This window comes from Pseudomonas sp. ASL7 (genome assembly GCF_056680375.1).
Window position 1 is genome coordinate 4,957,815 of the sequence record NZ_CM155279.1, and the last position, 13,306, is coordinate 4,971,120.

Sequence of the window (13,306 nt, forward strand, 5' to 3'; positions counted from 1 at the left end):
CAGAGATCTGGTCAAAAGTGTTCTGGTCGTTAAATCCAGGAGTGGCGAGCGGGGAGCGTGCCGTTTAAGTGATAAGTGCCGACGGCGTGGTACTTCCAGCGAACGGGGTCGTGCAGCGTGTGCACGCGGGCGTTGCGCCAGTGGCGGTCGAGGTTGAATTCAGCGAGGGTGGCGCGGCTGCCGGCCAGCTCGAAGAGTTTTTCGCTGGCCAGCAGCGAGATCTCGGTGGTCAGCACTTTGGCTTCCGCCACGGCAATCGAAGCGCGGGCAGCGGACTCGGCGGTGAGCGGCACGGCGTTGACCTGATCGAGCACTTGCCCGGCCTTGCGCAATAGCGCTTCGGCGGCGTGCAGTTCGATTTTCAGTTTGCCGATGTCGGCAATCACGTAGAGGTCATCGCTGGCACGTTCGACCTTGGCGTCGATCCATGGCCGCGCGCGGGTTTTCACGAACGCGATAGCGTCGTCGATGGCGCCCCGAGCGATACCGGCATCAATGGCCGCTTGAATCAGCTGCGACACCGCGCCCTGGATGTTCGGCGTGTCGTTGATCTTCCAGTTATCCACCACCAGCTCGGCGTCGACCCGCACGTTGTTGAGCAAAACAGTGCCGCTGGCGGTGGTGCGTTGACCGAAGCCCGACCAGTCATCGACGATGCGCAAACCGGGCGTGCCACGGCGAACGAAGGCCAGTACTTGCTTGCCTTGGTCGTTCAACGCTTTGACGGCAACCCAGTGAGCGAACAGCGCACCAGTGGAGTAGAACTTCTGGCCATTGATGATAAAACCATCGCCGTCAGCGGTGATCCGGGCCTTGAGTTCAAGGGTGTTTTTGGTGCCGCGCTCAGGCCCCGCGTTACCGATGCGCCAGCCTTCGAGCACACTTTTGAACAGCTGTTTTTTCTGCGCTTCGGTGGCGGTGCCGAGCACCAGATTGAGAATGCCGAACTGGTTCTGCGGGATCTGTCCCAGTGCCGGGTCAGCCGCGGAAATGATCGCGAAGACGTCGGCAAGGGTCACGAACGAAACCTGTGGGCCACCGTATTCGTGCGGGATGGCAATACTGCCCAGTCCGCTGCGGGTGAACTGTTCGATTTCCGCCCATGGCAACTTGCGCTGCTGATCGCGTTTGGCCGCTTGCAGGCGGGCGCTTTGCGCCAGCTCATGGGCGGCCTTGATGGCTTGAGCGTCGTTGCGCAAAACCTGTGCGGGCAACAACAACGGGGCGATGTCCAGATCACTCTGAACGATTGCATCTGCCAGACTGGACATCAGTGCCGCTCCTTGGCTGCACGCAATGCCCTGGCGATCTGCACTGGGGTGATTGTGTTCCGGACCATACCTACCTCACATCTCATGGGTCGCCGCGAGGGTGGCGGCGAACTAAAAACAAGAATGTCCGGTGGTCCGGTTTATATACCCTAATCGCGTATAAAAAATTAATAAACTAACTTTTAGGAATATACATAGAAGGCGCAACACATACCCCTGTAGCAGCTGGCGAAGCCTGCGTTCGGCTGCGCAGCAGTCGTAAATCCTGACACCCCGATTTACCTGAATCACCGCGGTGGCTGGTTTTACGACTGCTTCGCAGCCGAACGCAGGCTTCGCCAGCTGCTACACGGATCTCAGCGTTTGCGGGGTTCGGCGGCCTTGAGTTCTTCTCTGGGCCGGACCTTCAGATACGGATTGGCACAGCCGATCTTCAGCGTCCGGGCCGGCGCCCAGCGGGAGTTGTTACCCACCCGATCGAGAATGCAGTAGGTCACTTCCAGCCGAAGGTCTTCGCCGGCTTCGAGAATGATCGCCGGTGGCACCCAGACCTGAATCGGCTGGCCCACGTCATCGGGCTTTATCCGGGGCAGGTCCATGCGCACATCGCCCCAGCGCAGGGTGATTTCGTCGTCAGTGGCCATGTTCAGGTACGGTTCGATGGTCAGCGGAACACCGCGTTTGATCTGGTTCGGATTGACCCCGTGGCGTCGAATGGCTTCGGGGATGCTCACAGGTTGCAGGCGCTGGTTTTCGTCGCCACACAGTGCCGAGGGCTGGCCGCCTGGACAGTCGAGCTTGATCGGTATGCGCCGGGTGGCCGATAAAGCTGGCCCTTGCCCGACCTGCATGATCCGGTAGTGAATGCGCGAGGTGCCATTGGCGATGAAGCTCTCGGGCACACGCAGCTGAACCGGTTGGCCGATATCGTGGCTCGTCAGCACTCTGGAGGCCACGTAGCAGCTATCCCAGAACAGTTCGATGAGGTCGCCTTCATCCATGCCAGGGTAGGGCGCCACGTCGATCAGCAGGTGAGCCGCCGAGGTGAGATTGATGCCACTCTTGTGCGATTGCGCCAGGGTTGGCGCCGCCAGTTCGGGTTTGTTCGAGGTGCTTGTCATGGGGTTTCTCCTTGAAGCCTTGCAGCGAAGTCCGTTTCTGAAAGATCAAAGGGCGTGAATTACCGAGCAACAGAACCGTTAACTATTTACCCGTTTGAATAAGGATTGAACGTGATGGTCGGCGCCTGTGGGGAACTAGATAAGAGTGCGCTCGAGTGCGTGTCAATAGAGTTGGTTAGTTGGGGGGTGGATATTCTGTTATTCAGAAACATCCTACGGTTGTTAGTTAATATGCTGCAGCGATCTGTCGAACTTTACGGCGGTTTTTAGCGCTTTTGCGTGGGGTTGAGAAAAGACCTTGGACCTCTGTTGGTCGGCCATTTCTGGAGACTTAGGCGAGAGAGTCTGTTGCAGGACATATATATGTACCGCACGCGCTGGCAGAGATTTATATGAAATTTATTAGTTTTAAGTGAGGGGCAGATGTTGTCGCGGGGTAAAGGGGACTTCCATCCGTGGAAGTTAGCTACTATTGATGTTTCAGTTGTGCGCGTTATTCAGAAACTTGCTGAGGAACTGCTTCGTCCGTTCTTCTTTCGGGTTTGCAAACAGCGCCTTGGCTTCGCCTTGCTCGACGATCACACCTTTGTCGAAAAACACCACGCGGTTCGCCACGTCCCGGGCAAAGCCCATTTCGTGGGTGACGATGACCATGGTGCGCTTCTCCTCGGCCAGGCCGCGGATCGTCGCCAACACTTCGCCCACCAGTTCCGGATCGAGCGCCGAGGTCGGTTCATCGAACAAAATCACTTCTGGCTCCATGGCCAACGCGCGGGCAATCGCCACACGCTGTTGCTGACCGCCGGAAAGGCGTCGCGGGTAAGCGTCTTCCTTGCCCGCCAGACCGACTTTGGCCAAGAGCTTTTTGCCCAGGGCCACGGCTTCGGCGCGTGGAATCTTTTTCACCACGATCGGCCCTTCGATAACGTTTTCCAGGGCAGTGCGATGGGGGAACAGGTTGAAGTTCTGGAACACGAAACCGACGTGCTGGCGTAAACGCCGCACCAGGCTCTGTTGCTGGTTCAACGGGCGGCTGCCATCGATCTCGATGTCCCCCACCTTGATCCGGCCGCTGGAGGGTTCTTCGAGAAAGTTCAGGCAACGCAGAAACGTGGTTTTCCCCGAGCCGCTGGGCCCGATGATTGCCACGACTTCGCCTTCCTTCACTTCCAGATCGATGCCGTTGAGCACCACTTGACCCTTGAACTGCTTTGTCAGTTTTTCCACGACAATCATTGGGTCAGGACTCCTGGTCGTGCCGATTGACCCGCACTTCCAACTGGTTTTGCAAGTGCGACAGCACCGTGGCAAGAACCCAGTAGATCAGCGCGGCGGCCAGATACATGGTGAAGATTTCGAAGGTGCGTGCGGTGATCAATTGCGCCTGACGGAACAGTTCCGGCACCTGGATGGTGGCGGCCAGCGCCGTGTCCTTGACCAGCGAAATGAAGCTGTTGCCCAGCGGTGGCAGGGCCGTACGCATCGCCTGCGGCAGGATGGCCCGGCGCAAGGTCTGCGCACGGGTCATGCCGATACTCGCGGCAGCCTCCCACTGACCGCGTTCAATGGAACTGATCGCGGCACGGAGGATTTCGCAGGCATACGCCGCCATGTTCAGCGAGAAGCCGATCAGGGCGGCTGGCAGCGGATCAAGTTCGATGCCCAATTGCGGCAAGCCGTAATAGATCACGAACAATTGCACCAGCAACGGCGTGCCGCGAAAGAACGACACGTAGATGCGGGCAATCCAGCTCACCAGCTTGAAGCGTGACAGGCGCATCAACGCCAGGCCGAAGCCCATCACCAGGCCGAAGAACATTCCGCCCAGGCTCAAGATGACCGTGTAGTACGCGCCCTTAAGCAGAAAGGGCGCGGAATCCAGCGCGAGTTGGAAAGCCTCTTCCATTATTTGGTGACGTCAGCGTTGAAGTATTTCTGCGAGAGCTTGGCCAGGGTGCCGTCGGCGCGCAGTTTTTCGATGGCCTTGTTTACAGCGGCCAGCAGTTCAGGCTCGCCTTTGCGCAGGGCAATACCGGCTTCCTGGCGGGAGAACGGTGCGCCGGCAACGGCGGTGTCCTTGGCTTTTGCAGTCAGTTCCAGCGCAGCCAGACGGTCGACCAGGATGGCGTCGATACGGCCTACACGCAGGTCCTGATACTTGGTCGGATCATCGTCGTAGGTCTTGATGATGGCTTTGGGTTGGTTGTCCTTGAGCCATTGCTCGTAGTTGGTGCCCAGGCCCACACCGACCTTCTTGCCGGCCAGGTCATCGGCGGTCTTGATGCTGTCTTTGTTCTTGGTCAGAACCAGCGCCTGAATACCGGAGACGGTGTACGGCTCGGAGAAGTCGTACTTCTTCTTGCGGTCTTCGGTAATGGTGACCTGGTTGATCACCGCATCCAGTCGCTTGGATTCCAGCGCCGCGAGGATGCCGTCCCATTTGGTCGGTTGCAGTTTGACCTTCACGCCCAGCTCTTTGGCCAGGGCTTCGGCGAACTCGACTTCGAAGCCGGCCAGTTTGCCGTTGGCGTCAACGAAACTGAACGGTGGGTAGGTGCCTTCCAGACCGACGTTGATCACGCCGGCCTCTTTGATTTTTTGCAGCTCCTCCCCGGCTACTGCTTGCCCCAACAGGCCGGCACTCAGTGCCAAGCCGAGTGAACCCACTAATAGATTTCGACGTAGTGCGGAAAAATTCATGACAAGCCCCTGTGTTTTCTTATGGACGACGCTTTTAGGAAAGTTGGCAAAATCGGGATTTGGACGACTGCAATATCCTGCCCTAAAGCAGCTTATGCGTCTCTGTGCAAATTCGCCTGCGGCGTGACTATATGATGGCGTTCTTAGATATTAAAATAATAAATTTTACGTTTATTATTCTTTTAGCGAATATGTGGAAGATGCAATCGCTTGTGACGAGGGCGCTTTCGCCCTCGCCACAGGCAATGCTTCACACCGTCAGCCAATCTTTGTAGGCAAACAACGCTGGCGCCCCACCGGTGTGCAGGAAGATGATCGGCCCTTTATCGAAACGCCCACGCCCAATACCGTCGAGCAACCCGGCCATGGCCTTGCCGGTGTACACCGGGTCCAGCAGCAAACCTTCGTGACTGGCCAGCAGCTTGACCGCCGACAGTGTCCCGGCATTCGGCTCGCCATAGCGCGGGCCGAAATACTCGTCCCACAACTCGACCTTGAAGCTCGCCGGCAGCTTCACGCCCAGCAGTTCGGCAGTGCGCTCGGCGAGACCCTGAACTTTCGGCCGCTGATCTTCATCGCTACGAGAGACCGTGACACCGATCACTGGCAAATCCGGTAGTGCTTCATTCAATGCCAACGCCAGACCGCTATGAGTCCCGGCGCTGCCCGAGGCCAGGACCACGGCGGCGAACTTCAGGCCGGTGTCCTTGATTTGCTCGGCCAGTTCCAGCCCCGCACGCACGTAACCCAGAGCGCCCAAAGCGTTCGAGCCGCCAATCGGCACCAGGTAGGGCTTCTTGCCGTTGTTACGCAGACGATCAGCTAACGCCTGCAATTGCTCGTCGGCGTTGTCGAGGTTTTCCACCAACTCGACCTTGGTGTCGAACAGATCGAGCAACAGCCGATTGCCGTTACCCACGTAGTTAGCGTCGTTGGTGCCCAAAGGGTTTTCCAGCAGTGCGACACAACCCAGGCCAAGCTTGGCTGCAATGGCGGCGGTCTGTCGTACGTGGTTGGATTGAAGCGCACCCGCCGTGATCAATGTATCAGCACCCTGGGCCAGTGCATCGGCGGCCAGGTATTCGAGTTTGCGCAGCTTGTTGCCGCCCATCGCCAGCGGCGTCAGATCATCACGTTTAACGTACACATCACGGCCCAGCCAGGCCGAGAGGCGTTCGAGTTTTTCCAGGGCGGTGGGCTGGCCAAGCAAATCGAGACGGTTAAAACGGGCAAGCTGTTGTTTGATCATGAGTCCGTACTGGCGGTGGAAGATGCAAGGACTATAGGCAGCCCTAAATGCGTGGGCAACCGGCAATTGCTTATAGCCAAAAGCGCTGAGCACCGCACAATTGGTTCTTAATTCGGCTTACAGACCTTGCCGTAAAGTAATTGCCGTCAGCGCGGCCAGACAGTCCGGCCGCCCATGTGGAGTTTTTACCGTGAGCGAGCGTTCCAGCCATTGGCAATTGCAGACCATCGTCAGCCAGCTGCGCACGGCGCGTGACCAGTGGCGTGCACAAAACGGCCGGGTCAGCGGCGAGCAGGGCGGTCGCGAGTTACCTTCCCGCGCCGCCATGGCGCAGATTCTCGAAGCCCTGTGCGGTGCGTTGTTCCCGATGCGCCTGGGGCCGGTGGACCTGCGCGAGGAAAGTGAAGACTTCTACGTCGGCCACACCCTCGATGTAGCGTTGAACGCCTTGCTGGCTCAGGCCCGGCTCGAATTGCGCTATGCCGCTCGCCACAGTGCGCAGGCCGACACCGAAGTCGAAGCCAGGACGATCTCGATTATTCAGGACTTCGCCCTCGCACTGCCGGGTTTGCGTAGTTTGCTGGACAGCGATGTGCTGGCGGCCTATCACGGCGACCCGGCGGCCCGTAGCGTTGATGAAGTGTTGCTGTGCTATCCCGGCATTCTGGCGGTGATTCACCATCGCCTGGCCCACCATTTGTACCGCGCCGGGTTGCCGCTGCTGGCGCGGATCAGTGCAGAGATCGCGCACTCGGCGACGGGTATCGACATCCACCCCGGCGCGCAGATCGGCCGCAGCTTTTTCATCGATCACGGGACGGGTGTGGTGATCGGCGAGACCGCGATCATCGGCGAGCGGGTGCGGATTTATCAGGCGGTAACCCTGGGCGCCAAGCGTTTTCCTTCGGACGAGGACGGCCAATTGCAGAAAGGCCTTCCACGGCACCCGATCGTTGAAGACGATGTGGTGATTTACGCTGGCGCGACGATTCTGGGGCGGATCACCATTGGCAAGGGCTCGACCATTGGCGGCAACGTCTGGCTGACCCGTAGTGTTCCGGCCGGGTGCAACCTGACCCAGGCCAATTTGCAGCATGATGACGGGACGCAGAAGTAGGTCCCTGAATCTCTATTGACTGACCTGTCCCCATCGCGAGCAAGCTCGCTCCCACAGTGGATCTGCGTCGGACGCAACATCTGCGAACGACAGAAAACCACTGTAGGAGCGAGCTTGCTCGCGATTGATTTCAAGTCAAACCGAAATAATGGCAATTAGCTCGTTTCTCACTAAACAAATCCCCCAAACCCCACGTCATACCCTTCCTTGAACTAGCGTACAAAACGTACCGCCGAGCCCTGCGATTAGTCCTTAGCCCCCTATCCATGTTTAACTTGAACGCTCATTCAAGTTAAACCACTGGTTTGCTGCCCGCTCACAACAGGAGGCTTGCCTTTGCCGAGTCCGTTTTCGATTGCCCTGTTTTACCCCCACGAGGTGCACCTTTCATGAGTGCATCAACGAGCCCTGCCAGCGGCCAGATCCGCATGAATCCGCCAGTGTTTTACTTCTCGGCGACCTTCATTCTGTTGTTCGGTATCGTCGTCATCGCCCTGCCTGAGCAGGCCGGTGCCTGGCTTCTGGCCGCACAAAACTGGGCGGCCAATACGGTCGGCTGGTATTACATGCTCGCGATGACCCTGTATCTGGTCTTCGTGGTGGTCACCGCCTTGTCCGGCTACGGCAAGATCAAGCTTGGTGCCGACCACGACGAGCCCGAATTCAGTTACCTGTCCTGGGCCGGCATGTTGTTCGCCGCCGGGATCAGCATCACGCTGTTTTTCTTTTGCGTGTCCGAGCCGCTGACGCACCTGGCGCAACCGCCTCAAGGTGAGGCCGGCACGGCGGACGCCGCGCGTCAGGCGATGCAGATTCTGTTTCTGCATTGGGGCCTGCACGGCTGGGGCGTGTTCGCCTTCGTCGGCATGGCGCTGGCTTACTTCGCGTATCGACATAACCTGCCGTTGGCCTTGCGCTCGGCGCTTTATCCGCTGTTTGGCAAGCGCATCAACGGTCCGATCGGTTACGCGGTGGACGGCTTCGGCATCATCGCCACGGTGTTCGGCCTCGGTGCCGACATGGGCTTTGGCGTGTTGCACCTCAACTCAGGGCTCGACTACCTGTTCGGCATCGCTCACACCCAGTGGATTCAGGTCGGCCTGATCACGCTGATGATGGGCGCGGCGATTATCGTTGCCGTGTCTGGCGTCGATAAAGGTGTGCGCGTGATGTCCGACATCAACATGCTGCTGGCCTGTGCGCTGCTGCTGTTTGTGTTGTTCGCCGGCCCGACTCAGCACTTGCTCAACACCCTGATCCAGAACATCGGCGACTACCTTGGCGCGTTGCCGATGAAGAGTTTCGACCTCTACGCCTACGACAAACCCAGCGACTGGCTGGGCAACTGGACAGCGTTCTACTGGGCCTGGTGGATTGCGTGGTCGCCGTTCGTGGGCTTGTTTATCGCGCGGATTTCCCGAGGTCGCACCATTCGCGAATTCGTCTTCGGCGTGCTGTTGATTCCGCTCGGTTTTACCCTGGCGTGGATGTCTATTTTTGGCAACAGCGCCATCGATCAAGTCCTCAACCACGGCATGAGCGCGCTCGGGATGTCGGCTATCGACAACCCGTCGATGACCCTCTACCTGCTGCTCGAAACCTACCCGTGGAGCAAAACCGTGATCGCGATCACGGTGTTCATCAGCTTCGTGTTCTTCGTCACCTCGGCCGACTCCGGCACTGTGGTGCTGTCGACGCTGTCCGCCAAGGGTGGCAACCCGGATGAGGACGGGCCGAAATGGCTGCGGGTGTTCTGGGGCGCGATGACCGCGCTGGTGACCAGTGCGCTGTTGTTTTCCGGCAGCATCGAGGCGCTGAAATCAGCGGTGGTGCTGACCTCTTTACCGTTCTCGATGATCTTGCTGCTGATGATGTGGGGACTGCACAAGGCGTTTTACCTTGAGTCGCAGAAGCAGATTGCACAGTTGCATTCCCTCGCGCCGGTGTCCGGCTCTCGACGTGGCGGCTGGCGTCAGCGTTTGAGTCAGGCCGTGCATTTCCCGTCGCGGGATGAGGTCTATCGGTTCCTCGATTCGACGGCGCGTCCGGCGATTGAAGAAGTCTCGGCGGTGTTTGTCGAGAAGGGCTTGAACGTGGTCACTCAACCGGACCCGGTCAACGACAGCGTCAGTCTGGAAATCGGTCACGGCGAACAGCATCCATTCATCTACCAGGTGCAGATGCGCGGCTATTTCACGCCGTCGTTCGCCCGTGGCGGCATGGGGTCCAAGGAGCTCAACAATCGCCGTTATTACCGGGCGGAAGTGCATTTTAGCGAGGGCAGTCAGGACTACGATCTGGTGGGATACACCAAGGAACAGATCATCAACGACATCCTTGATCAGTACGAGCGGCACCTGCAGTTTTTGCATTTGGTGCGTTGATCGAGGTGTCAGGTTTGGGTGGTCAACACCATGAACAGCACCAGCGCCGCCACGGGGACACCGAACACGGCGCTGCCGACGACCAGTTCCGCGCTCAATGGCTGGCCGGCATTGACCATGCCGACCGCGCCGTTGATCAACGTCAGCGCCAGCCAGAGTGCGACAAAGCTGTAGGCCAGCGTCTCGCGGGTAAAGCCGATTTTCTCGCCGATGAACAGCATCAGCGCCAGGAGGACCAGGCCGAAGGTGATGATGATGGTGGTGTGCATGCAGCGTTCCTTCCTTCAGATGTGCATCGCCTTTGAGGCCGCCTTCGCGAGCAGGTCGAATCGTCGCACCGTCGCTCCCACAAGAAGACCTGCGATCCCTGTGGGAGCGAGCCTGCTCGCGAAGGGGGCACCTCGGTGTCAGTCTGAGCTTAGCGCGGTAGCCGCTGGTCTTCTGGAAGGTTAGACGACCCTCCACTGGGCTAATATTTATCAGAGTGTGTATCGTGTGTATTAAGCCTGCATTCGTCGCGTACTGTGTTCAGCAGATTGCTGCCCACAAGGACGAAGGTGATGCGAAGTCGGGAAATGATCAGGATGATCGAGGAGGATGGCTGGTATCTGGTGGCCGTGAAAGGTAGTCACCATCAGTACAAGCATTCGTACAAGGCAGGCCGGGTGACGATCAAACACCCTGATTCGGATCTTCCCAAAGGAACGATCAACAGCATATTGAAACAGGCGGGCCTGAAATGAGGCCCGACATCGGAACCGAAAGCCTCGTAGGGGCGATAGCACAGGAAGGACTCACCGAAATGAAATTCCCGGTCGTTCTGCACAAGGATGCCGATTCAGAATACGGAGTGATTATCCCGGACGTGCCGGGTTGCTTCTCCGCAGGCGGGACTGTGGCACAGGCATTCGAAAACGTGAAGGAAGCGCTGGCTTTGCATTATGAAGGCCTGGTCGCCGATGGTGATCCACTGCCGTCAGTGCGTGAGATTGATGCTCATCTTGATAACCCTGAGTACGCGGGCGGTGTGTGGGGTGTGGTCGAGTTCGATATCACGCCTTATTTCGGGAAATCGGTACGCTTCAATGCCACTTTGCCTGAGCAATTGCTTGAGCGTATCGACCAGACGGTCAGACGGGATCAGCGATATAGTTCAAGATCAGGCTTCCTGGCTGCGGCCGCGCTGCGTGAACTATCGGCGTAAACGCCGGGGATCAGTTTTAGGCACCACGGGTAGGTCAACTCAGAATCTGTGAAACGTTTCAGCATTTTCTCGAGTCCTAGGTTTATCAGCCTTTGTCCCGGCGTATGCTGGGCAACTTGCGACGCAGTCGATACCCACTTCAAGACAGACAAGAGAAGATTCGATGACCTACACCGCTGCCGAAAACCGCTACGATTCCATCCCCTACCGCCGCGTGGGCCGCAGCGGATTGGTGCTGCCGGCGCTGTCCCTGGGGCTGTGGCACAACTTCGGCGACAGCACGCCAATCGATACCCAACGATCCTTGCTGCGCACGGCGTTCGATCTCGGCATCAACCATTTCGACCTGGCCAACAACTATGGTCCTCCGTACGGCAGCGCCGAGATCAACTTCGGCCGGTTGCTGCGTGAAGACTTCAAGCACTATCGCGACGAGCTGATCATTTCGAGCAAGGCCGGGTGGGACATGTGGGCCGGTCCTTACGGCCAGGGCGGTGGTTCGCGCAAGTATGTGCTGGCCAGCCTCGATCAAAGCCTGCAACGTCTGGGCCTGGATTATGTGGACATCTTCTACTCCCACCGCTTCGACCCGGACACCCCGCTGGAAGAAACCGCCAGCGCATTGGCCACGGCGGTGCAGCAGGGTAAGGCGCTGTACATCGGTATCTCGTCCTATTCGGGGGTGAAAACCCGCGAGATGGCGGCATTGCTGAAAGAGTGGAAAGTGCCGTTGCTGATTCATCAACCGGCGTACAACCTGCTCAATCGTTGGGTAGAAAAAGACCTGCTGGAGGTTACTGATGAGCTGGGTGCCGGCGTGATTGCGTTTACGCCACTGGCTCAGGGGTTGTTGACCGACAAATACCTCAATGGCGTGCCGGCGGATGCGCGGGTTAATCGCCCGGGGGGTGGTTCGTTGCAGGCGTCGCACTTGTCTGAAGCCAACATCGCCCATGTGCGCGCGCTCAACGAGATTGCCAAGCGCCGTGGTCAGAGTCTGGCGCAGTTGGCATTGGCGTGGACGTTACGCGATCCACGGGTGACCTCGGCGCTGATTGGCGCGAGCCGGCCGGAGCAGATTATCGAGAACGTCGGGGCGTTGAGGAATTTAAGCTTTAGTGCGGAGGAGTTGGCGGAGATTGATCGGTTTGCCCAGGAAGGCGGGATTAATCTTTGGGAGAAGCCTTCGACGGCGGAGTAATCGTTTGGTGCTGGGTCTTCTGGCGTCAGTTCCGGCCCCATCGCGAGCAAGCTCGCTCCCACAGGATTTGTGGTCGACACAGATCCCATGTGGGAGCGAGCTTGCTCGCGATGGGGCCATGGCAAACAGTAAAGAACTCAGGATTAGCGAAAAAACGGCACATCCCCCAACACCGTCGCCCGCTGCATCACCCGCCGCGCCGGCCGGTAATCATCCACCGCGTAATGCTGTGTCACGCGGTTATCCCAGAACGCCACATCATCCTTCTGCCAGCGCCAGCGAATCGTAAATTCCGGTCGCGTCGCGTGGGCGAACAAGAACTTCAAAATCGCCTCGCTTTCAGTCTCCGACAGCTCATTGATTTTCGAGGTGAAGCCTTCGTTGACGAACAATGAGCGGCGCCCGCTCACCGGGTGCGTGCGAATCACCGGGTGTGACAGCGGCGGATTCTTGCGGCGCGCTTCTTCCCATTTGGCCAACGCGTCAGGCGTATTGCCGTAACGTTCCAGCGGGAACGAGCGGGTGAAGTCGTGAGTGGCCGTCAGTCCTTCGAGCAAGGTTTTTATCGGTGCGGACAGCGCTTCATACGCCGCGATCCCGCTGGCCCATAACGTGTCGCCACCGAACGCCGGCAGCAATTTTGCACTGAGCACCGCACCCATCGCCGGGGTCGGCAGAAAGGTCACGTCGGTGTGCCAGATCGCGTTGTCGCGCACGTCGGTGACGGCGGTGTCGAGGATCAACACTTCGGGTTGTTCGGGCACATTCGGGTAGATCGGGTGAATGTGCAGATCACCAAAGTTGGCCGCGAAACGCGCCTGCTGTTGCGGGTTGATCGGCTGGTCGCGGAAGAACAACACCTGATGCTTGAGCAACGCCTGCTCGATGGCGTCGCGCAGTTCCAGGTTCAGTGGCTGGCTGATGTCGACGCCGCTGATCTGTGCGCCGAGGGCCGAGCTTAAAGGGACGATGGTCAGGTGGCTCATGGTGGTTCTCTTCAATCCGGGGGTGCCGAGCTATTTGTAGGAGCGAGCTTGCTCGCGAAAGCGCATCAGTAAA

General features: G+C 58.5%; 13 protein-coding genes. 5 read left to right on the plus strand and 8 right to left on the minus strand.

The window, feature by feature from the left end; genetic code table 11:
- Nucleotides 1-29 precede the first annotated feature (29 nt).
- The 6 genes from AC1MDT_RS23015 to AC1MDT_RS23040 form a co-directional block, all read right to left on the minus strand.
- Nucleotides 30-1,271: an SfnB family sulfur acquisition oxidoreductase gene (locus AC1MDT_RS23015; protein ID WP_480419090.1), complete on the minus strand. Its 1,242-nt coding sequence runs from the start codon at nt 1,269-1,271 to the stop codon at nt 30-32.
- Nucleotides 1,272-1,627: 356 nt separating this feature from the next.
- A complete protein-coding gene (locus AC1MDT_RS23020) occupies nt 1,628-2,392 on the minus strand; it encodes a hypothetical protein (protein ID WP_480419091.1) in 765 nt (254 codons plus the stop codon).
- Between the two features lie 480 nt (nt 2,393-2,872).
- Nucleotides 2,873-3,628, minus strand: a complete 756-nt coding sequence (tcyN, locus tag AC1MDT_RS23025) for an L-cystine ABC transporter ATP-binding protein TcyN (RefSeq protein ID WP_480419092.1) — start codon at nt 3,626-3,628, stop codon at nt 2,873-2,875.
- Nucleotides 3,629-3,632: 4 nt separating this feature from the next.
- Complete coding sequence (gene tcyL, locus AC1MDT_RS23030; RefSeq protein ID WP_480419093.1) at nt 3,633-4,298, minus strand: cystine ABC transporter permease; 666 nt, start codon at nt 4,296-4,298, stop codon at nt 3,633-3,635.
- On the minus strand, nt 4,298-5,092 hold the full coding sequence (gene tcyJ, locus AC1MDT_RS23035) for a cystine ABC transporter substrate-binding protein (RefSeq protein WP_480419094.1): 795 nt from the start codon (nt 5,090-5,092) through the stop codon (nt 4,298-4,300). Before tcyJ ends, tcyL begins: the two co-directional genes overlap by 1 nt.
- 250 nt (nt 5,093-5,342) lie before the next feature.
- A complete protein-coding gene (locus AC1MDT_RS23040; protein WP_480419095.1) occupies nt 5,343-6,341 on the minus strand; it encodes a D-cysteine desulfhydrase in 999 nt (332 codons plus the stop codon).
- Nucleotides 6,342-6,531: 190 nt separating this feature from the next.
- On the opposite strand from AC1MDT_RS23040, the gene epsC reads away from it, so the two are divergent.
- Together epsC and betT are read left to right on the plus strand one after the other, a co-directional pair.
- Entirely contained in the window at nt 6,532-7,458 is a 927-nt protein-coding gene (epsC, locus tag AC1MDT_RS23045) for a serine O-acetyltransferase EpsC (protein WP_480419096.1), read from the plus strand.
- Between the two features lie 428 nt (nt 7,459-7,886).
- A complete protein-coding gene (gene betT / locus AC1MDT_RS23050; RefSeq protein ID WP_480422854.1) occupies nt 7,887-9,842 on the plus strand; it encodes a choline transporter BetT in 1,956 nt (651 codons plus the stop codon).
- Nucleotides 9,843-9,850: 8 nt separating this feature from the next.
- Here the strand turns inward: betT and AC1MDT_RS23055 are convergent, their stop codons facing one another.
- Nucleotides 9,851-10,111 (minus strand): hypothetical protein, encoded by a 261-nt coding sequence (locus AC1MDT_RS23055; RefSeq protein ID WP_480419097.1) that lies wholly within the window; start codon nt 10,109-10,111, stop codon nt 9,851-9,853.
- 291 nt (nt 10,112-10,402) lie between these two features.
- Here AC1MDT_RS23055 and AC1MDT_RS23060 point away from each other — a divergent pair, with 291 nt between their 5' ends.
- From AC1MDT_RS23060 to mgrA, 3 genes are all read left to right on the plus strand, one after another.
- Nucleotides 10,403-10,585: a type II toxin-antitoxin system HicA family toxin gene (locus AC1MDT_RS23060; protein ID WP_407013427.1), complete on the plus strand. Its 183-nt coding sequence runs from the start codon at nt 10,403-10,405 to the stop codon at nt 10,583-10,585.
- Entirely contained in the window at nt 10,582-11,046 is a 465-nt protein-coding gene (locus AC1MDT_RS23065; RefSeq protein ID WP_480419098.1) for a type II toxin-antitoxin system HicB family antitoxin, read from the plus strand. The genes AC1MDT_RS23060 and AC1MDT_RS23065 overlap by 4 nt, the downstream gene beginning before the upstream one ends.
- A 163-nt stretch (nt 11,047-11,209) precedes the next feature.
- Nucleotides 11,210-12,247, plus strand: coding sequence for an L-glyceraldehyde 3-phosphate reductase (gene mgrA, locus AC1MDT_RS23070; RefSeq protein ID WP_480419099.1), 1,038 nt, complete (start codon nt 11,210-11,212; stop codon nt 12,245-12,247).
- 143 nt (nt 12,248-12,390) lie between these two features.
- On the opposite strand, the gene tauD is transcribed toward mgrA, so the two are convergent.
- The gene (tauD, locus tag AC1MDT_RS23075; RefSeq protein WP_480419100.1) at nt 12,391-13,233 is read right to left on the minus strand and encodes a taurine dioxygenase; all 843 of its coding nucleotides are present in this window, start codon (nt 13,231-13,233) and stop codon (nt 12,391-12,393) included.
- Nucleotides 13,234-13,306: the final 73 nt, after the last annotated feature.

Bases quoted from the DNA above. Each gene is read 5' to 3' on its own strand.
- AC1MDT_RS23060 (WP_407013427.1), top strand. From the start codon at position 10,403: ATGCGAAGTCGGGAAATGATCAGGATGATCGAGGAGGATGGCTGGTAT.
- tauD (WP_480419100.1), bottom strand. From the start codon at position 13,233: ATGAGCCACCTGACCATCGTCCCTTTAAGCTCGGCCCTCGGCGCACAG.
- tcyL (WP_480419093.1), bottom strand. From the start codon at position 4,298: ATGGAAGAGGCTTTCCAACTCGCGCTGGATTCCGCGCCCTTTCTGCTT.
- AC1MDT_RS23020 (WP_480419091.1), bottom strand. From the start codon at position 2,392: ATGACAAGCACCTCGAACAAACCCGAACTGGCGGCGCCAACCCTGGCG.
- mgrA (WP_480419099.1), top strand. From the start codon at position 11,210: ATGACCTACACCGCTGCCGAAAACCGCTACGATTCCATCCCCTACCGC.
- AC1MDT_RS23015 (WP_480419090.1), bottom strand. From the start codon at position 1,271: ATGTCCAGTCTGGCAGATGCAATCGTTCAGAGTGATCTGGACATCGCC.
- AC1MDT_RS23040 (WP_480419095.1), bottom strand. From the start codon at position 6,341: ATGATCAAACAACAGCTTGCCCGTTTTAACCGTCTCGATTTGCTTGGC.
- betT (WP_480422854.1), top strand. From the start codon at position 7,887: ATGAATCCGCCAGTGTTTTACTTCTCGGCGACCTTCATTCTGTTGTTC.
- tcyN (WP_480419092.1), bottom strand. From the start codon at position 3,628: ATGATTGTCGTGGAAAAACTGACAAAGCAGTTCAAGGGTCAAGTGGTG.
- tcyJ (WP_480419094.1), bottom strand. From the start codon at position 5,092: ATGAATTTTTCCGCACTACGTCGAAATCTATTAGTGGGTTCACTCGGC.
- AC1MDT_RS23055 (WP_480419097.1), bottom strand. From the start codon at position 10,111: ATGCACACCACCATCATCATCACCTTCGGCCTGGTCCTCCTGGCGCTG.
- AC1MDT_RS23065 (WP_480419098.1), top strand. From the start codon at position 10,582: ATGAGGCCCGACATCGGAACCGAAAGCCTCGTAGGGGCGATAGCACAG.